We start from the raw sequence: 20,450 nt of genomic DNA on the forward strand, positions 1-20,450 counted from the left end.
ATTGAATCGTATAAATTTAGCATTGATTAAACAAAAAAAGGACGGTCAAAACTGACCAGTCCTTTTTCTGTGATGAACGTTGCATCTCATTCTAAACTATGTTTAGAAAGCGAAGTGTTCCGCATCAAGTTCAAACAATGGCGCAACGCCAGTTGAAAGTACGTCTACATGCGAACGAACACGTGGCAAGATCTTCTTGAAGTAGAAGCGAGCGGTGGTCACTTTTGCATTGTAGAAGTCAACTTCAGTTGAGCCTTCAGCTAGTTTCTCTTGAGCAACAAGTGCCATACGTGCCCATAAGTAAGCAAGCGTTACATAGCCAGAGAAGTATAAGTAGTCAACCGCAGCTGCACCAACTTCATCCGGGTTTTGCATTGCACGCATGCCAATTTGCATGGTGATGTCGCCCCATTCTTTGTTTGCAGCAGCCAATGGCGCAACGAACTCTTGCATTGCAGCATTGTCTTTGTTTGCTTCAACAAATTTATGGATGATCTTGGTGAAGTCTTTCAACATCGCACCTTGAGTTTGCAAGACTTTACGACCTAACAAGTCAAGTGCTTGAATCTCAGTGGTACCTTCGTATAAGCAAGCAATACGTGTATCACGTACGATTTGTTCCATACCGTGTTCAGAGATGAAGCCGTGACCACCAAATACTTGTACGCCGTGCTTCGCAGATTCAGAACCCGTTTCAGTTAAGAATGCTTTTGCAATTGGTGTTAACAAAGACAAGATGTTGTCAGCAAACTTACGCTCTTCTTCAGTTTCGCCTTTTTCAACGATATCTGCATATTGAGCCAATAAGTAAACCAACGCACGACCACCTTCAGCAAATGATTTTTGCGTTAAAAGCATGTTACGAACAGCTGGATGAACAATAATTGGATCTGCTTCTTTTTCAGGTGCTTTAGGACCAGAAAGAGAACGCATTGCCAAACGATCTTTCGCATACGCTAAAGCGCCTTGGAAAGAAGATTCAGATGCAGATAAACCTTGAACCGCTGTACCAATACGTGCTGTGTTCATGAAGGTGAACATGCAGTTTAAGCCACGGTTTTCAGGTCCGATCAAGTAACCTTTTGCTTGGTCAAAGTTAATGACACACGTTGCGTTACCATGGATACCCATTTTGTGTTCGATTGAACCACAACGTACTGCATTACGCTCGCCAACTGAACCATCAGCATTGACGTGGAATTTAGGCACGATGAATAAAGAGATCCCTTTAGTGCCTTTTGGCGCACCTGGTAAACGTGCAAGTACGATATGGATGATGTTGTCAGCCATGTCGTGTTCACCAGCAGAGATAAAGATTTTCTCGCCAGAGATTGCGTAGCTACCGTCAGCATTTGGTTCAGCTTTAGAACGGATAATACCGAGGTCAGAACCTGCATGAGATTCAGTTAAGCACATGGTACCTGTCCAAACACCTGAAACAAGGTTTGGCAAGTAAGTGTTCTTTTGCTCGTCAGAACCGTGATGTTCTAAAGTACGAACAGCACCGTGAGAAAGACCAGGGTACATGCCCCATGACCAGTTTGCAGTACCCACCATTTCAGAGATAGAGATCCCTAAAGAGTTTGGTAATGCTTGACCGCCAAATTCTTCATCAGCAGAAAGAGATGGGAAGCCAAGTTCGATATATTTTTGATACGCTTCTTTAAAGCCTGTAGGCGTTGTTACAACACCGTCATTCCAAGTACAACCTTCACGGTCGCCGACTTGGTTTAAAGGAGAAAGTTCGTTTTCGCAGAAATCAGCCGCTGCTTCTAAATATTGATCAACCAATTCACGGCTTACAGTGTCTTGAAATGCAGGAAGTTTCGCGTAATGTGCTTCAGCATTTAATAATTCGTGCAATACGAACTGCATATCACGTAAGGGTGCTTTGTATTGTGGCATAGCGGGTTCCTCAATACTGGTTAAACCAGAGTTATAATCTTAGTCAATGATAAATGTGCCCAACAGCACCATTTTGTACTGCTAATCGTGCAACAAGTTATAGTTCGGTACAAGCTTTTGCAGGTCATTTCTTAGTGACTGTGAAGTCAAAGTTTATGGTTCAACCTGTTTAAGCGTTTAGATTGTAGGTGCTTTTTAGGCTTTTGAGTGAAACTGCAGCGGCAAAATCGTAAGCAGCTGTGTACTTAAAAATGAATATGCTTTGGCCATAAAAAAAGGCGCTTTAAAAGCGCCGATGAGGAACTGGGGGATTAAGTAGTTGCGTTGGCTTGGCGTTTGAACTGTGATTTATCTGGGGTAAAACGAACTTCACAGGTGCCTTCAATTACACGCTTATTCCATTGAACATTCACGCGTTCTCCGATACGCTTTCCTTGGCAGGCTTGCTCAATCTGGGCACGTTGTGCTTGATGTTCCTGACGCATTTGTTCGCGTTGCTCTAAGCGCTGTTCACGTTTGGCTTGCCATTCAGCACGTTGTTCTGGTGTAAGTGGTGCACGTTGCATATTATGGCGGTGATGGTCACGATCCATTGACTGTTCCGCTGGTGTGGTTGACTGACAGGCAGCCAAACCTAAAACAGAACCGAGTAGGGTGGTCATCAATACGATTTTTGTCTTGTTCATTGTTTTATCCAGCATGATCAGTTGTGATTCGATGGTTAAAGATTAGATAATAAAGATGAAGAAACAATGGAGAGTTTTTTTCGACCATGTTGGTTACAATCCACAAATAGAACACTATTGAGAATCTGCTTTTGAATGTTCGCCGCGTGCCTTTAGCCTTACGCCTGTTTTTAACGGTATTACTGACTACCTTGTTGATCGCAACGATTAGCTTGGGGATTTTGCATTGGACAATGCAAAAGAACTTTGCACGTTATGTGGCCGATGTGGAAATGCAGAAGCTAGACCGATTGATTGCGAATTTAGGCAACGTCTATACGGTTTATCATGACTGGGGCAATGCAATTCAGGCGCAGATTCTGCAAATTGAAGGTACGGCAGCACCTGACGACTATGACCGTTTGTCTCAGTGGTGGTTGCGCCGTCAATACGATATTGCCTTACAACAACGTTATTTTAATGACCATACTTTACTCAGCCTATCTCCAACGCTGGCACAAAATAATGTCGAGATCAAAAATCGGCAGATATTTAATGATGAAGAGTTAAAAATCCTCAAACAAAATTTACCTTCGGAATATCAACCTTTTGAAGGCTTACGCTTTCCTTTAAGTCCACGTCAATTCCGTTTAAAGACGGATAGCAAAGAAGATAAACAAGAAAGCAAACTGAATGCTGCACCTGTTGAACAGGGCAAAAAGCGCTTTGTCTCGATTCCTGATCGTTTAGGTTTGAGTTCACGATTATCTTTATACGATGAGAATCAGCAGTTTATTGTGGGTGAACCTGCAACGGACCAAATTTCGTTCCGCCCCATTGTGGTGGGCGAGAAGGTGGTGGGTTACCTCGGATTAAAGCCTGTACTGGATCAAGATGATGCTTCTAGTATCAATTTCTTTAGTAATCAAAAACGATATTTGCTATTGGTCTATGCCTTAACAGTACTTTCAAGTTTGGTTGCGGCATTATTGATGGCGACTTATTTTAAGAAACCAATTCAACGTTTATTAAAAGCAACCTTGGAATTGACCCGTGGCAATTATCAACATCAAGTGATGATTAAGCGCAATGATGAGCTGGGTGACTTATCCAATCAACTCAATCATTTGGCTGATATTTTACATCAGCATGAAGAATCTCGCCGTCAATGGGTATCCGATACGTCACATGAACTGAAAACACCTTTGGCGGTATTGCAGGCACAGATTGAAGCGATGCAGGACGGGATTCGTAAGGCGACGCCTGAACACCTGAATGCCATGATGCGTCAGGTCAGTACGTTGAAGAAGTTAACCCAAGATCTCGCAGACCTAGCACAAGCCGATGCACAACAGTTGAAATGCTATTTTGCTGAAGTCAATCCGTGGGATGTGGTACTACAAGAAGTTGAAAACTTTAGATCGACGTTTGAACAAAACCAGCTTGAAGTAACATTATCCGGCGAAGGGGCAACCTTATCTTTAGACCGTGATCGCTTTAAACAGATTATCGTCAATCTGTTAGGGAACTGTGTTCGTTACACCGAACAAGGTGGAAAAATACAGATTCACACTCAACAAGATGAACAACAATGGATAATGTATGTAGATGATAGTCCATTGGGCGTAAATGATGAGCAATTGGCACGTTTAGGTGAGCGCTTCTATCGTGTCGATGATTCGCGTACACGCAGTACGGGTGGTACAGGTCTAGGTTTGGCCTTGTCGTGTAAGTTGGCACAAGCTTTAGGTGGTTCACTGACTTTCGATCATTCACCCTTAGGTGGATTACGTTGTGTCCTGACTTTCCCAAAATCAATTCAATAACTTTTAGATCCTCTTGTATTGAGGATGATGGATAGGATGAAAACCATGAAACATATTATGTTGGTTGAAGATGAGGTTGAACTCGCACAGTTGGTTCGTGATTATTTAGAAGCTGCTGGTTTTGAAGTCAGTATGTTTCATGATGGTCAGGATGCTTATACCCAGTTTCAACAACGTAAACCGAGTTTGATGATTTTGGACTTGATGGTGCCACGCATGGATGGCTTGACCATTTGCCGTAAGGTTCGTGAACAGTCTGATCTACCGATTATTATGGTCACGGCTCGTACTGAGGAAATTGACCGGGTTTTAGGTTTGAATATGGGTGCAGATGATTATATCTGTAAGCCATTCAGTCCAAAAGAATTAGTGGCCCGTGTACAAGCGGTGTTGCGTCGTTTAGAGCGTAAAGCAGAGCCTGAGCAAAACGATTTATTCCGTATTGATAAAGCGCAGCAACGTATTTGGTATCAACAAAAAGCACTGACTTTGACCCCTACTGAGTTCCGGTTATTAGAGTTGTTCTTGGAGCACTTGGGTCAGGTTTATTCTCGTGCTCAGCTACTTGACCATATTAACCCGGATAGTTTCGATGTAGCCGATCGTGTAATCGACAGCCATATTAAAAACCTGCGCCGTAAGATTTCAGAGGCGGCGGATACCGGTAATCGTCATGAATGGATTCAGGCGGTGTATGGAGTGGGTTATCGCTTTGAATATCCAGATGAGTAAAATATTAAAAGCCCTTTATTTATAAAGGGCTTTTTTTGTTAAATAAAAAATTGTCATTATAAATATAAATAGCTATTATTCTTCGCAAAGCCTATATATGGGTTTTTAAAATCCTAAATTTAAAACAGTTTAGATAATAAGTTTATTATAAAAGGGGTCTCCAATGTTTAAAAAGACATTTTTAGCTTTCGCTTGTTCTACAGTTTTAGTTGCTTGTGGAGGTGGTGGCGGCAGCTCATCAAATAATACCGATAATGGTAATCCAGTTGCACCTGTTTCAGATTTAGATAAAGCAAAACAGCTGATTGATACAACCAATAGCATTGTTGCTTATTTTGATAGTTTTGATAGTTTGCAATCTCAATATCAACCAACTTTTGATGCAGTTAACGATGCTGGGAAGGATATTGGCAATGCAGCAGGGCTGGTGCTCACACTTGCTACATTAGCCTATAATGATGCTCAAGGATCAAATAAGACCTATAATGCAGCACAATTGCAGACTTTACTTGATAATGATGATTATATTGACTATCAATTAACGGATAGTACATTTGCTGTGACAGTAAATGCATCATCCGTGACAGTTTCAGGTAGTGCAAAAGCAAAATATTGGACAAATACGATTTGGGATTTTAAAACCAATACAGTGAAAGATATTTTTGATGAGGGGGCTCAAGTTACGGTTAATGCTGTGAAACTAGAGGCACCTTATACAGCTGTAACGGATAAATATAATTTTAAAATCGTTGCTGGTGGAAAAATCCTAACCAAGAATGATGCAAATAAAAAAGATGCTTCTTTAGAGTTTAAGAGTGATAGTACAGCACAAGCCATTTATAGTACTGCTGCATTACTAGAGAACCGTGGCGATTCACGTCCTGAGACTGCGGAACTTAAGTTCTCAAATGTTGTATTGAAAACAACAGATGCAGAAATTGAATTAACCGAGCTGGCAAGCAAAGCTAAAAAAGTTCAATTCAAAGACGGTAATAATTTGGGGACAGAGATCATTCCAACTGAACTTACTTTGAAAGGTAAGGCGATTAGCGGTTCGGAAAGTCTAAATTTAGATGCAAGTATCAAAATAAATAACGATTTAACCAAAACAATTGATATCACAAATGGTGAATCTGCTGCATCCTTTATTAATGCAGACTTAGTAATAAAACTATCAGGTAGTGTTAAAGGTGGCGCTAATGCGATCAAGCCATTTAATATGGATTTATCTGCTAAACGCAGTGATTATCAAAAAGGGAATGCAAATATTAAAATCGCAGTTGATAAAAATGCTTTAAATGTAGATGTTAAAACAGACAATCTAGTTGCTGAAAAGCCAACTATTGCTGCAAAAGTATCTCATGCTAATGGTGCATTTGTAGATATTGCAAATGTAGATCAGTTTACTTCAGCTGATATTAAAGTTGGCAATACCAAGTATGGAACAATCAATAAGGTTTCTAGAAGTGTTTATTCTGCCACCTTTACTGATAACACCACCAAAGCCATTGCACCATAATCATGAAAGGAGAGGGGTGCATGCTACCCCTTTTTTATATGCTAAGAAAAAGTTCCGTGCTCTCTATTTTATTGATAGCTGGCTCTTGTAATGCCCAAGAGCAGTTGTACTATCAAGTACGTGCCGATGTTTATAGTGAACCTTTATCAATTAAATCATTTACAGATGATTGGAGTGATCCAAATTTTAAATCTGGAAAGAATGCTTTTGCACATGGATTAATGCAGCTCGGCGTAAAACAAGGTGCATGGGATCTAAGTTGGATCTGGCGTTATGATTATCTATTAAGATTCAGTAAAGATACGGCTAAACTTTATTATCAAATAAAAAATGAAAAACCAATTGATGCGAATACTCAATATAATTTACAGCTTGAGGCACAGCATGTTGATACAGTCGGGTCTAGATTTGCCTATACATGGCAGTTGAGCCCTAACTGGAGTTTAACGACGGGTGCAACAGCATTAATTGGGCGACATTATGTAGATGGTCAAGTCAATGCTTTGGCTCAAACAACGGATCAGATACAACTCATGGATCGAGTCAAGTGGTTGAATGGTCAAATTGATTATAGCTATGATCAGCCTGCGTTAAAAGAAGATAAAATGGGATGGAAACAGCAAGCCAACCAAGGTTATGGCTTTGCTTTAGATACCTCAATTTCAGGGACGATTGCGAATAATTTTAAGATTCATGTCAATATTCAAGATGCACTAGCCTATTTATATTGGCAAGATGCACCTTATACCCGATATAAAATAAGCTACGATCAGGATATGCGTCCGCGCTTTGATATTCAGGGAAAATTTAATACATATCAGCAATACACGCAGAGACTTCCTTATAAAGTTTATACCGATGTGAGCTACCAGTCTGATCAACCATGGAGTGTTGGGGTCAGTTCGACAAGCAATGAATATATGAGCCTTTGGCAAATGAATGCGTATTGGGACACGATTTTGAAATGGGGAGTACACTATGAACCCCAAACTCATGCAATGGGAATCTCTATGCAACATAATAACTTCGGTTTGAAATATATCACTGATGATCTGAATACCAATCAAGCCAAGAGGATGGGGGCGCAATTATTTGCCCAATATCAATGGTGATAATGATTGAATAGCCCATCATTTTGTTTTGATATGAGACTGGGAAGAACGTAGTGTCTTATGAAGGCACTATTTGAAGAAAGGCAAAAAGTTTTATCCTGTGGCTACCCCTTGCGCCGCTTCAACGCGGCTCATATCCAAGAAAATGTAGAATAGTTTTCATAAATTAGCTCATCGTTTTCCTTCGTATAGAGAAGCCGAAACAAGATGGATCTTGATGATGATAAGGGATGAAGAACTGCAAAAAGTTTTATCCTGTGGATAACCACAGCGTTATCCACAGAAAATGTGGATAGTTTCGCAAAGCTTTTGTAGAAATTATCTGCTGTTATGTGGTTAAGTGAAAAAGCGGCATCTTAGCCACAAAAAAATATTACATTACTTTACAAACGGTTGTGAATATATCAGTAGTGTAATTGAGATCAATTCTCTCTATAAAACTTATCCCCTGCATAAGCCTTGTGCAGTTTGATCATCGTCTTTATCCGCAAAAGTTGTTCTGAATACTAGCCCCTTTATGGATGAATGATAATAGGGGTGTGATCCTTGACCAATTGCCATATTTCATCCATATCTGAGTTGGTCACCGCAATACAGCCCAGCGTCCAGTCTTTACGTGGCATATAGCTTGCGCTTGCAGGAAGTGATGTGGCTTGTGTTGGTACAGTGCCATGAATCATCACATCACCGCCAGCGGATTGACCCTGCTGTTGGGCATAGGCGCTATCCTGTTTATTCGGGTAGGAGATGTGCAAAGACTTATAGTAAGCGCTTTGAGGATTCCGCCAATCGATAGAATAAGTCCCTTCAGGTGTTTTGCCATCACCTTCAAATTGTTTGTGTCCGATCGGATCAAAGCCTAAACGCATTGGATAGCTGCGAATGACTTCCTGTTGATGTTTCAATTGCAAAATGCGCTGGCTTTTAAACACTTCAATTGAAGTCACGGGTTTGTTTTGTTGAAGCTGTTGTATTTCATGGGCTGAAAGCGGCTGATGCGTCGATCCTAATGTTGGGATGAACTTGCCATACTGGAAATAAGCCAGTCCAAATAAAAGGATTAAAATCGCACATCCGATCATCAGCCCAATTTTCATAGATTTCTTCTTCTAAGATGAACAACTGACAGAAATTTCAGGTACATCGTTTGGTAAAGGCCCAGTATCCTGTTCAGTTTCTAAATCAGGTTGTTTTTGATAAGGCTTATTCAGAAGCTTAAACAAACGATCAACCTCATTAAAGTCACCACGCTCCGCAAGCTCAATAGCTTTCTGCGCCATATGATTGCGCAGGATATATTGTGGATTAACCTGCTGCATGATCTCATCCAAGGCATCAGTATCTTGATGTTGTCGGATATTTTGATAGCGTGTCAGGAAGTCATCAAACTGCTGTATATGAATACAGTCATCCCTTAATGCTTTGTAATCCTGTTGCTGCAAACGAAGAAAACTCTGCGTGTAGTCCAATTGCTCTGTTTGCAAAATACCAAGAAAGGCAAAACTACAATCTAGGCTGTCTTTATGAAATTCTGGTAGCCCCATTTTTTGGCATAGGCCTTGTCCATAATGTTGTAAGAAGGTCGGCTCAAATTTTTCTAAACATGCTGCTAGATCAAGTTTGAATTGTTCTTTATTTTCTGCGGTCGCTAATGGAATTAAATTATTCAGCCATGTCCAAAGATTCCAATGGCCAATACTCGGCTGATTCTGATAGGTATAACGCCCTTGATAGTCTGAGTGGTTGTTAATCCAATTCGGGCGGAAACGTTCCATAAACCCGTAAGGTCCGAAGTCGAGTGTAGAGCCAGTAATATTGAGATTATCGGTATTCATGACCCCATGTGCAAAGCCAACCAGTTGCCATTTGGCAATCATAATCGCGGTTCGCTCAATCACAGCTTCGGCGAAAGCCAGAATTGGATTTTCAGCTTTTAGAAATTCTGGATAATGCCATTCAATACATTTTTGCGTGAATTCAACCAAAAGTTCAGGTGCATATTGATTGATCCATTCAAAATGCCCTAAACGAATATGGCATTCGGAAGTGCGCAACAGCATCGCACCTAGCTCTAAGGTTTCGCGCTGTACGCCTTGAGTCGAACTGGTAAAACCGACAGCATGACTCGATGCAACACCAAGGGCATTCAATGCATGACCCGCTAAATATTCACGAATCACTGAACGTAGGACTGCACGGCCATCACCCATGCGCGAGTAGGGGGTAGAGCCAGCACCTTTGAGATGTAGATCAATCGTTTCACCTTGCTTATTTAGGATTTGCCCGATCAACAAACCGCGGCCATCTCCTAATTGTCCAGCCCATTGTCCAAACTGATGCCCCGCATAGACCATAGCGAGTGGTGGGAATTCGGCAAAGGTTTTTTGTCCACTACAGATTTCTACCCAATTGTCCTTATCTTCTTCGTTCCATTGCAATTCATCAGCCAATGCTTCATTAAAATGCCCAGCTTTGGCACCACGTAACGGACTTGGTTGCTGTTGATGATAGAGTTTAGGATTGAGGGAAGCATAGCGGGGATTGAATTGCATAACTGAAACATCAGAGAAAGCTGAATCATGACTATAGCAAATATCAGTGTGAAATGGTGAATCGTCGGGAGAAAGGAATGGTAGATGAACAGATATAAAAAATGGCCTCTCTTGAGACCATTTTAGTTATCGATCGTTTATTCAGAAACTGGCGCTTTTTTGATATTACGCATTAAGGTTTCTAAACATTCACGATGGTGGCTTAAGCGATGTTCAAGCAACTGGAAATCAACTTTCAGTTTGTGATCCATCTGATGGATTTTCTCAGCCATCGCTGCTTTTTTCGCTTGAAGCTCTTGTTCTTTTAGCTTTGCCCAATCATTTAAAGTATGGGTAAAAGCTTCATATTCTTGTGCGATACGTTGTTTCATTTGCACGATGTCAGTATTGACATCATGACCATAAATTGCCAAGTCACGTTCCGCATATTTGAACTTCATCGCAAGCTCTGCTTTTTTGATATTAAAGCTAGGAATACGACGTAAGTTTTTTGCTAAACCAAGTTTAGAGCTGGTCCAAATCAACCATTTGGTTGGGTCATATTGCCACCATTTCACACCATTACGGTAATCGTATTGGAAAATGTGGTGATAGTTGTGGTAGCCCTCACCCCAAGTGAAAATAGCCAACACGAAGTTATCACGCGCCGTATTTTCATCAGTATAAGGACGTTTGCCCCACATATGACACAGTGAGTTGATAAAGAAGGTGACATGATGGCTGATGATCAAACGTAATAAACCACCGAGTAAAATTACACCCCAGATATCGCCTGTCGCCCAACCAATCAAGCCTAATACACCAACGTGAACTGCGATCACCATTGGCACATAGTAATTGTGTTGGAACATCACTAATTTATCATTGAGCAAATCAGGTGCATTTTTAAAATCTGGTTTAGATGGGGAGTGATCGCGAATCATCCAACCTAAATGGGCATACCAAAAGCCACGTTTGATTGAGTATGGGTCTTCATCAACGTCATCGACATGGCGGTGATGGGTACGGTGACCTGAAGCCCAGAACAAAATACTGTTTTGAACAGCAAAGGTGCCGCCAATCATGAGTAAAATTTTAAGCGGTAATGCTGCTTCATAAGCACGATGTGCCCAGAGGCGGTGATAACCTGCTGTAATCCCTAGGCTACTGAGTGCCAATAGGAAAATCATACTCACCCATGCACTTACACTAAAATCATAATAATAGGCGTACAAAGGAATTAATATAGCAGCAACAATTGGTGTTCCAATTAAGGTAATGCTAGCAGTCCAGTTAATGGGTGCTTTTTTGAGTGGGGCGGAAGTCATATCCGTCAGCGCTCCTAAAAACCTTGTTTGCACAAGATAATAAAACTAAACGAGATAGCAAAACCAATCATGACGATATATTGCTATTTTATCACTGATATTAGCATGTCCAAATCGATTAGCACTAGCATTATTCTACAGTTGTATCGAAAGAACAGTAACAGAATTCATTTGTAAAATTAATCAATGAATTAAAAGGTGAAATAAATCAATGTCTGAGCAAATTACCATGAAAAATCCCATTTTTTCTTTGAAGGCATTTTTTAACAAAACTTTAATATTCTCTGCTGCAGTCATGCTTGCGGCTTGCCAAAGCCAACCCAAACCTGTGCCCAAAAACACCTTGCAGCCCAAGCGAGTAACTCAGCCACCGGCAATGCAAGTACGCAAGAGTACAGATGGTGTTCAGGATATTGAATGGCAGATTACAACCATTCAGGGCAAGCGAGCATTGTTCTTTAACCAATATCCAAGCTTCTTGCTTAACTCTGTTTCAAAAATGGTGACAGGTCATACAGGATGCAACAATATTTATGGCCGTTATAAATACGATTTCACCCAACGGAAACTGGATTTTGATGTGATGGCACAACATCAGAGTTGTAATCGTGCCCTAGCGCAAGAGGCCGACTTGATGGATTCGATTCAACGGGTTGAGCGCTTCCAGCTGGATGGTGCAAACTTATATTTATTAGACGCAAAAGGGCAACGCCTTATTCAGGCGCAACGTAAATAATAAAATAAAAAAAGGCGGAATTTATTCCGCCTTTTTGTTACTTCAAATGCTGCAACATTGTGGTGGGTACATCGGTAATCAAACCTTGAATACCCAATTGCTGAAGATGTTTGGCACGTTCAACTTCATTCACCGTCCAGACACTAATCTCAAGATTGGCCTGTTGGGTACGTTGAATAATGTCATCTGTTGCCAAGGCATCTCCCCAACCAATCTGACAACATCCATATTGCTGTGCTAGTTCGATCGCATATTCACCAATCGGGATTTCCACCAGTAGTCCACGCTTAAACGAACTCTGTTGTTGCTGTAAGACAGCCAATATTTTGACATCAAAACTGGTAATGGTTGCGCTCTTCTCAAACCCTTTTAAATCTTGATGCAGTTGATAGACCAAACGCTCAGCCGCAGCTTCATCGGCAACCGCTTTAATCTCAACTTCAATATGCTCAAAGTCAGTGAGACAGTCTAAAACATGTGGCAAGCTCGGAGTGAATTCGTCAAAGGGCCATGCTTGCCATTGATGGCGGTGATCGAATTGCTGGGCTTCAACTAAGCTACTGTTTTCAACTTGTTGTGAGCGACCTGCTGTACGTACAAAATCATCATCATGAATCACCACCAAGTGGTCATCTTTCAGTTGACGTACATCAAATTCAACGGCACGTACACCTAAATCATGCAGATAGCGGAATCCACCTAAGGTGTTTTCAGGGGCTTCGCCACGCGCACCACGATGACCAATAATTCGCATCTTTATCTACCCAAGAAGTGATTATGCTTGATCGATACTGTCATTAATATTCTTTTGCCACAACACTTCGTTACCACCTTCGGCACGTTGTAAGGCACGTGAGGCAACAAATAACCAGTCTGATAAGCGATTCAGTAATTGTAATGCGGTTGCCTGAATATTTTGGTCACGATTATGTACTGACAATAAAGCACGTTCTGCACGACGGCAGACTGCACGAGCTTGATGTGCATAACTACAAGCTAAAGTGCCTGATGGCAAAATGAAGTCTTTTAACATCGGTAAAGATTCATTCATGTGATCGATTTCTTTTTCGAGAAATTCAATGCACACAGGCTGTAGTAAGTGATAGTTCGGAATACACACTTCACCCCCTAAATCGAACAGCCAATGTTGAATCAGGCTTAAGCTTTTGTCCCAGTGTGCTTTATTTTCAACTGTGCTGGCACTAATTTGTGCGCGAAGCACGCCAATGGTTGCATTCAGTTCATCGACATCACCGAGCGCAGCAATACGTAAATCATCTTTGGCAACGCGAGAACCATCCCCAAGGCCAGTTGTACCTGAGTCGCCTGTACGGGTATAGATTTTACTTAAACGATGTCCCATAGTTCTGTTTCTCTGATCCTGAAAATAAAAAGGGGATAATGTCGGTCAGAACATTACCCCGAAACTGGAGTTAAGAAAATATTTTTTATTATTTTATCATGCAATTAATAACGGAATGTGACACCCGCAGAGGCTAGGCGACCACCGTTGATGTAGTAACTACCACTACCGTATGCAGTACGGTATTTTGAATCACCTACATTTTGAATATTCGCAAAAACATCTACATTTTTATTCACTTTGTATTGTCCGTGCATATCTACACGGAAGTGTCCAGGGATTTGGACGTTGTCAAAGGCACTGTTGTCATAATCACCATTCGCAAGCATTGTAGTTGAGAAGGTATATTGTTCATCGGTCCAACCTGCAGTCAGTGCAATATTCTGACGCGGGCGACGACTTAAATCTTCATCATTTTTCTTATTTTTAGCACGTACATAGTTATAGCTTAAATTGGTAAACAGGTTTTCACCTTGCCATTTCACATAAAGCTCACTACCTTCCATTTTAGCTTTTTCAAGGTTTCTCATTTGATTGAGAACACCATCAAAATCAATGAGGTTGTCAACTTCAGTGGTATAGAGAGATAGCCCCGTTGAAATGTTGTAGGCTAATTTTTGGTCTAAACCGATTTCATAAGACAAGCTTTCTTCTGGTTTAAGGTCTGGGTTACCGCCATAAGCATACATATCATTGAGCGTTGGAGCTTTAAAAGCTGAACCAATATTTGCATAAACGCTGGTCAATGGCAGAACTTGATAACGAACAGATCCCTGAGCAACGGTATGTGTGCCGAACTTTTCATTATCTTCAACACGGACACCAACTTGGGTATTTAATCCAGCTTGGTCATATTTGTGTTGGATATAATAACCTGTTGAGTCAATATCTTCTTGGTATGGCGAGCCATAAGAAAGAACATCACCATCAATATTACGATGTGTTGCACCAACTAAAATCTGTTGATTTGGGGAAAAGCCCCATTGACCATAAATTTCAGATTCTTGTGTTTTACTATGCACAAAATCTGTCGAATTATTTTGATCTATTTCATCTTTAAATTGAGAGAAACGAGCATGTAGAGCTAAATTCTCAAGAATGTTTAAACGTCCTTTGACGTTAATGATTTCATTTTTAAAATCTTGAGAAACGAGTTTGCCAAAGTTGTCGTAATCGCTAGAACCTTGGTTCTCGCTATAATCAACCGAAGCTGCGTACTGTTCTTTTTCTACACCGATTTTTGCACTATAGCCTTTTTGATCAAATGAAGCAGTAGCTGCATTTTTTACATCTTTTACAGGTGTACCATCTGTTTCTAAGCGTTGACCACGGATTTGTGCATAGAAACCGTTTTCAGCTAGATCGGCACCGATGACAGATTTATAGGTTTTATTTTCACCAATTTCACCTGTTACAAAAGCAGAGGTTTTTTCTGGTGTTTTAGAAATCAGTTGCACGACACCTGAGATTGCATCAGTACCATATAAGACTGACGCAGGGCCTTTTAATACTTCAATTTGCTTAATATCAGTTGTATCAATAAAAGGTAAAGAGGCTGTCCCAGAGGTTGCTGAATTCAGGCGAACACCATCTCTTAAAACAAGCGTTTGGTTTGAATTACCACCACGCAGGAAGATAGATGCAGCTTGTCCATAGCCACCGCTTTGTACCATATTGATTGAAGCATCGGTTTCTAATAGTTGAGGTAAAGATGCGATTGGTGATTGTTCCAGAATCTTAGGTTCAATAATATTGATTCGTGCAGGCACTTCACTGATTTTTTGTTCAGTACGAGATGCAGTCACAACAATCGTATCTAGCGTCGCAGTTTTATCGCTTGATTGATCTTGAGCAAAAGCAGGTGAAGAAAACCCCATCGCAATAGCGATAGCACCAACTAAACGAGTCGGTTTAAAAACAGTAGACATGCGCGCTCCAGACATTCACCCGTCGTGAATGATAATGTGGAAGTAAACAACAAGCAGGTCTCCGGACTTCACTATAATCATTAAATGAATGATGTTACTCATCATCTTCCCACATCATACCGATGCAGTGATTTGGCGTTGAGCTGAGATGAGTGATTCGGTGTTACCGTTGCGAGGGCAGTGTTGGACTTACACCAACTTCCCTATAAACAAAAGAATTTGCTTTAGACTTGTTGCAAGATTACGCAAAGTATAAAGTGTTAACGTTTTTTAAACAATTGCATTTCCGAATGAACTTTGCCCAAAGCAAGTCAAATTGCATTACAATGCGAGAGTTTCAAAAATATTTAGTTTAAATTGGACAGCTCATGCGCCAAAGCCAAATGCGAACTCGCGCCAAGATTTGTGGAATTACCCGAGCACAAGATATCCAAGCCGTTGTAGAATCAGGGGCAGATGCGATTGGTTTTGTATTTTTTCCACCTAGTCCACGACATGTTAGTATCGAGCAAGCCCAAACCTTGGCAAAGCTGGTACCACCTTATGTGCAGCTGGTCGGCTTATTTGTAAATGCCAGTGCTGAAGAAATACAAACGGTGCTTGATTCCGTTCCTTTGGATGTATTACAACTACATGGCGATGAAACGCCAGAACAATGTCAATTGATTGCAACACACTGTAAACGCCGTTGGTATAAAGCCATTCAAGTCAAACCTGATTTAGATGTTGTGGCTGAAATCCAGCGTTATCAAGCAGCGGGAGCTAGTGCTGTCCTGTTGGATGCATGGCATCCTGAACTGAAAGGCGGCACAGGGCATAGTTTTGACTGGACCCAATTCCCACAACTTGAAATTCCACTTATTTTGGCAGGTGGCTTGACCCCTGAAAATGTCAGTGAAGCTATTGATACTACAGCTGCTTTTGCTGTAGATGTCAGCGGAGGCGTCGAGTCCGCAAAAGGTATAAAAGACCAACAACTGATTGAAAAATTTATGCAAGGAGTCCAACGTGGATCAGCAAAGCCCTAGTCAAAAAAATCAAGTGATTGACTACACCCAGTTTCCAGATGCTCAAGGGCATTTCGGTATTCATGGTGGACGTTTTGTATCAGAAACGCTGATGGCTGCACTTGAAGACCTCGAAAGTCTTTATGGTCGTATGAAGAATGATGCTCAATTTTTGGCAGAGTTTGACCGTGATCTTGCGTTCTATGTTGGTCGTCCTAGTCCACTTTATTATGCTGAACGATGGTCTCAGCACCTCGGCGGTGCGCAAATTTATCTGAAACGTGAAGACCTGAACCACACGGGTTCGCACAAGGTGAATAACACCATTGGTCAGGCTTTATTAGCAAAGCTATCAGGTAAAAAGCGCATCATTGCGGAAACAGGCGCGGGTCAGCATGGTGTGGCGACCGCAACCATTGCAGCACGCTTGGGCATGGAATGTGTGGTGTACATGGGTGCTGAAGACGTGAAACGTCAGGCTATGAATGTCTACCGTATGCGTTTGTTGGGTGCAACGGTGGTGCCTGTGCAAAGTGGTTCAAAAACATTGAAAGATGCCATGAACGAAGCAATGCGTGATTGGGTAACTAATGTTGATAGCACCTATTATGTGATTGGTACTGTGGCAGGTCCACATCCATATCCGCAACTGGTTCGTGATTTCCAGTCGATTATTGGTCGTGAAGCGCGTCAACAAATTCAACAACAAGCAGGGCGTTTACCTGATGCTTTAGTGGCTTGTGTGGGTGGTGGTTCAAATGCAATGGGCTTGTTTTATCCATTCCTGAATGATCAAGACGTGAAAATGTACGGTGTTGAAGCCGCAGGTTATGGTATTGAAACGGGCAAACACTCTGCACCATTAAATGCAGGTCATGTGGGCGTGTTACACGGAAACCGTACGTATTTGATGTCTGATGAGCAAGGTCAGATCATTGAAACACATAGTATTTCAGCGGGTTTGGACTATCCGGGTGTTGGTCCTGAGCATAGTTTCCTGAAAGATATGAACCGTGTTGAATATGTGCCAATCAATGATGATGAAGCCTTACAAGGTTTCCGTGATCTCACTCAAATCGAAGGGATTATTCCTGCGCTTGAAAGCTCACATGCGATGGCTTACGTGACTAAACTCGCGCCAACCATGTCGAAAGATCAAATCATTATTGCAACGGTTTCAGGTCGTGGTGATAAAGACTTGATGACGGTTGCGCGTATTGATGGTGTTGAAATGGTTGAGATGTAAGTTTTCACAATGCCAAGTTTATTTATGGTGATGTTGGGTGGTCGACATGCCAGAGCCAATACCGAAGTGCATGATGTGGTAATGGCAATAGGCGAATCATTGTCTGAAGTCATACCTCAGCTCAAACAGGCTTGGTTTGGTGAATCCAAAGGCTTGCATATCGATGCTTGGGCACAGATTTCAGGTGTGCAATCACAAGGCGTGAATTATCAAATTCAGTTTTCCGATGCAGCACCGTCTGTTTTGGATGAAAAATTATATTTGATTAACTTAGGTGGATATTCACTTAACACGTTTGGTGAATTACATAGCTACCATTTGGTGGTTGCATCCGATGCAGTGATTGCAAAACAGTTGGGTAAACAATTTATCGAACAAGATTGGCATAAACCGCATACCGATCGTGTGGTGGATGTCGATGATTGTATTCCAATTGATCATGTTGCAGGGCGTTATATCCATTTGATTCAAGATGAGTTTAATCCTACAGTTTGGGAAAATACCTATCTGACCTTGGATTAATCGATAGATAAAATAAAAAACAGGGAAGCCATGGCTTCCCTGTTTTTTTAGTACGTATGCCGTTAAGGAAGCACTTTGATGCGATCGGTTTTAGGTGCAGTCAGTGGTGAGTACTGCACCACATATTTTTCTAAGGCATCAATATCTTGTCCACCACCGACTGGATTTTTACCTTCTTTTAATACCGTGAAGTTATCACCACCATCTGCGAGGAAGCTGTTGACTGTCACACGATAAACCTTGCTATCTACCAGTGCTTGCCCTGCAACTAAGATATTGCTGGCGCGTGGGGAAGTCGAGTTGTCTTTCTTATATGAATAACTGAACTCTTTTGATGGCTGTAAGATACGAACTGTGGCTGTGTTTGCACCTGACCATTGCTGTTCTAACACATCACGAATCTGTTTACCTGTTAGGCTAAGGGTCACAATTGAATTACCAAAAGGCTGTACGGTAAAGACATCACCAAAGGTGATTTGATTACTACTATTCACCAATAAGTCGGCACGAACACCACCCGGATTCATGAGGGTAAAGTCAGAGCCTTGATTACTTGCTGCTAGTGCCATGGCCTGTTGTGCATCGGCAATTAAATTACCGAGTGGGCTTTCACCACTTTCGGTGGCATTACGATTAATCACACCGTTGGCTGTACCGACCACACGGGCTGAAATGGTGGTGACGGCTTGGCGATATTTATCCAAAATCGCTTCAATACTTGGGGTTTTATTGAATTTCTCATATAGATCAGTCAAGTTCACTGTAGTTGTACCAGAGGTATAGGCTTCACTTTGAATCGGAACTTGTTTGGCATCCTTCTTAATCACATCACCTGTTTTGCCATCCAGTTCTAATTGAATATTGGTAATGGCTGTACCATATTGCCCCGCAGAAGTAAGTAAGAACGGTTTTTGAGGATTCTTAGTGGCATAGTCACAGATATAAGACTGATGCGTGTGGCCAGAAACGACAACATCGACTGCGGGATCTAAGCGATCTAAGATACCGAGTAATGGACCACTGAGACCATCACAGGTTTTTTTATTAAACTTGGTACTTGGTGCCACACCTTCATGCACCACCACCACAATCGCTTCAATCCCTTGTTTTTTTAATTCAGGAATCAAGGCATTGACCGTATCGGCTTCGTCATGAAAGTCGACATCTTTAATGCCCGCAGCTGACACGATACTTGGTGTTGCTTTCAGGGTCATCCCGATAAAGGCAACTGGAATACCGCCATAAGTTTTAACTTTATAGGCAGGGAACAGGGTTTTCTTGGGATCAGCCTTCATTGAGACATTGGCGGCCAAGAAATTGAATTTGGCACCCTCAAATTTTGGATTGATCTGGCAGGGTTTAGCACTGGTATATTGCTGACAGCCACCATTTTGCAAACGACGTAATTCATCGGTCCCGCGGTCAAATTCATGATTACCAACCGCGTTGAAATCAATCTGAATATCATTCATGGTTTCGATGGTGGGCTCGTCTAAGAACAGCGATGATGTGAGCGGCGAGGCGCTAATTAAGTCACCTGCTGAAACCACCGCATTATTGGGGTATTGAGCGCGTAGTTTTTTAATGGCATCGGCAAAATAACTGACCCCACCAACTGGAATGCGTACGGTTTTACTATTATCGTTTGGATCATCTGCTTCAATGAAGCGTTTTGGTGGTTCTAAATTACCGTGAAAGTCGTTAAACGCAAGGATGTTGATATTCTGATTTTTGCGTTCAACCGTTGGCGTTCCGTTATTATCGTCATTGTCATTACAAGCTGTTAAAGCCAGCATCATGAGACAGAGTACGTTTGCTTTTAATAGTCGTTGAGTCGTCATGGTTTTTGATCGAGTGGTATAAGATTGTTTTTTAAAATAAAAGGTCTGTATGAATCTTTGATGAAATTGTGAGCTAAAAAAGACCATTAAGGGCTTGGATTTATCGGGTAAAATGTGAATTAAGTTGCACTTCTTTATATAAAAATAGTAGTAAATTTGATCACTTACAGTCTATTATGGGCGTAGATG

Annotated in this window: 17 protein-coding genes and 1 riboswitch; of the genes, 8 read left to right on the plus strand and 9 right to left on the minus strand. The window is 41.4% G+C overall.

The features are described 5' to 3' along the window. Nucleotides 1–102 precede the first annotated feature (102 nt). Both F896_RS16100 and F896_RS16095 read right to left on the minus strand, forming a co-directional pair. The gene (locus tag F896_RS16100) at nt 103–1,905 is read right to left on the minus strand and encodes an acyl-CoA dehydrogenase C-terminal domain-containing protein (RefSeq protein ID WP_016162626.1); all 1,803 of its coding nucleotides are present in this window, start codon (nt 1,903–1,905) and stop codon (nt 103–105) included. Nucleotides 1,906–2,216: 311 nt separating this feature from the next. Then, entirely contained in the window at nt 2,217–2,591 is a 375-nt protein-coding gene (locus tag F896_RS16095; protein ID WP_004652439.1) for a hypothetical protein, read from the minus strand. Between the two features lie 131 nt (nt 2,592–2,722). Between F896_RS16095 and baeS the strand changes: the two genes are divergently transcribed. The 4 genes from baeS (at nt 2,723) to F896_RS20980 (ending at nt 7,759) form a co-directional block, all read left to right on the plus strand. Continuing rightward, nucleotides 2,723–4,396, plus strand: coding sequence for a sensor histidine kinase efflux regulator BaeS (gene baeS, locus F896_RS16090; protein WP_016162627.1), 1,674 nt, complete (start codon nt 2,723–2,725; stop codon nt 4,394–4,396). A gap of 45 nt (nt 4,397–4,441) precedes the next feature. Beyond that, on the plus strand, nt 4,442–5,128 hold the full coding sequence (locus F896_RS16085) for a response regulator (protein ID WP_004652437.1): 687 nt from the start codon (nt 4,442–4,444) through the stop codon (nt 5,126–5,128). A gap of 163 nt (nt 5,129–5,291) precedes the next feature. Continuing rightward, the gene (locus F896_RS16080) at nt 5,292–6,647 is read left to right on the plus strand and encodes a hypothetical protein (protein WP_016162628.1); all 1,356 of its coding nucleotides are present in this window, start codon (nt 5,292–5,294) and stop codon (nt 6,645–6,647) included. A gap of 20 nt (nt 6,648–6,667) precedes the next feature. Beyond that, a complete protein-coding gene (locus F896_RS20980) occupies nt 6,668–7,759 on the plus strand; it encodes a hypothetical protein (RefSeq protein ID WP_016162629.1) in 1,092 nt (363 codons plus the stop codon). Between the two features lie 515 nt (nt 7,760–8,274). On the opposite strand, the gene F896_RS16075 is transcribed toward F896_RS20980, so the two are convergent. The 3 genes from F896_RS16075 to F896_RS16065 form a co-directional block, all read right to left on the minus strand. Next, complete coding sequence (locus F896_RS16075) at nt 8,275–8,856, minus strand: L,D-transpeptidase family protein (protein ID WP_016162630.1); 582 nt, start codon at nt 8,854–8,856, stop codon at nt 8,275–8,277. Between the two features lie 12 nt (nt 8,857–8,868). Then, the gene (locus F896_RS16070) at nt 8,869–10,311 is read right to left on the minus strand and encodes a protein adenylyltransferase SelO (protein WP_016162631.1); all 1,443 of its coding nucleotides are present in this window, start codon (nt 10,309–10,311) and stop codon (nt 8,869–8,871) included. A gap of 137 nt (nt 10,312–10,448) precedes the next feature. Further along, on the minus strand, nt 10,449–11,618 hold the full coding sequence (locus F896_RS16065; protein WP_016162632.1) for an acyl-CoA desaturase: 1,170 nt from the start codon (nt 11,616–11,618) through the stop codon (nt 10,449–10,451). A 211-nt stretch (nt 11,619–11,829) separates the two neighbouring features. Between F896_RS16065 and F896_RS16060 the strand changes: the two genes are divergently transcribed. Beyond that, entirely contained in the window at nt 11,830–12,354 is a 525-nt protein-coding gene (locus tag F896_RS16060) for an META domain-containing protein (RefSeq protein WP_016162633.1), read from the plus strand. 37 nt (nt 12,355–12,391) lie between these two features. Here F896_RS16060 and F896_RS16055 read toward each other — a convergent pair whose 3' ends face one another. The 3 genes from F896_RS16055 to F896_RS16045 form a co-directional block, all read right to left on the minus strand. Then, nucleotides 12,392–13,108: a glycerophosphodiester phosphodiesterase gene (locus F896_RS16055; protein ID WP_016162634.1), complete on the minus strand. Its 717-nt coding sequence runs from the start codon at nt 13,106–13,108 to the stop codon at nt 12,392–12,394. A gap of 21 nt (nt 13,109–13,129) precedes the next feature. Further along, nucleotides 13,130–13,717: a cob(I)yrinic acid a,c-diamide adenosyltransferase gene (locus F896_RS16050; RefSeq protein WP_016162635.1), complete on the minus strand. Its 588-nt coding sequence runs from the start codon at nt 13,715–13,717 to the stop codon at nt 13,130–13,132. Between the two features lie 104 nt (nt 13,718–13,821). Then, the gene (locus tag F896_RS16045; RefSeq protein WP_016162636.1) at nt 13,822–15,645 is read right to left on the minus strand and encodes a TonB-dependent receptor plug domain-containing protein; all 1,824 of its coding nucleotides are present in this window, start codon (nt 15,643–15,645) and stop codon (nt 13,822–13,824) included. Between the two features lie 34 nt (nt 15,646–15,679). Continuing rightward, nucleotides 15,680–15,894, minus strand: a riboswitch (cobalamin riboswitch). A 119-nt stretch (nt 15,895–16,013) separates the two neighbouring features. On the opposite strand from F896_RS16045, the gene F896_RS16040 reads away from it, so the two are divergent. Genes F896_RS16040 through F896_RS16030 form a run of 3 tightly spaced genes read left to right on the plus strand, consistent with a single transcriptional unit; the run spans nt 16,014 to nt 18,420 of the window. After that, entirely contained in the window at nt 16,014–16,673 is a 660-nt protein-coding gene (locus tag F896_RS16040; protein WP_016162637.1) for a phosphoribosylanthranilate isomerase, read from the plus strand. Next, the gene (gene trpB / locus F896_RS16035) at nt 16,654–17,898 is read left to right on the plus strand and encodes a tryptophan synthase subunit beta (protein WP_005193001.1); all 1,245 of its coding nucleotides are present in this window, start codon (nt 16,654–16,656) and stop codon (nt 17,896–17,898) included. The genes F896_RS16040 and trpB overlap by 20 nt, the downstream gene beginning before the upstream one ends. 9 nt (nt 17,899–17,907) lie before the next feature. After that, nucleotides 17,908–18,420 carry a DUF1543 domain-containing protein gene (locus F896_RS16030; RefSeq protein WP_016162638.1) on the plus strand — a complete coding sequence of 171 codons (513 nt, stop codon included), beginning with the start codon at nt 17,908–17,910 and terminating at the stop codon, nt 18,418–18,420. 62 nt (nt 18,421–18,482) lie between these two features. On the opposite strand, the gene F896_RS16025 is transcribed toward F896_RS16030, so the two are convergent. After that, a complete protein-coding gene (locus F896_RS16025) occupies nt 18,483–20,261 on the minus strand; it encodes a bifunctional metallophosphatase/5'-nucleotidase (protein WP_016162639.1) in 1,779 nt (592 codons plus the stop codon). Nucleotides 20,262–20,450: the final 189 nt, after the last annotated feature.

Source organism: Acinetobacter genomosp. 15BJ (assembly GCF_000400715.1).
Taxonomy (GTDB): domain Bacteria; phylum Pseudomonadota; class Gammaproteobacteria; order Pseudomonadales; family Moraxellaceae; genus Acinetobacter.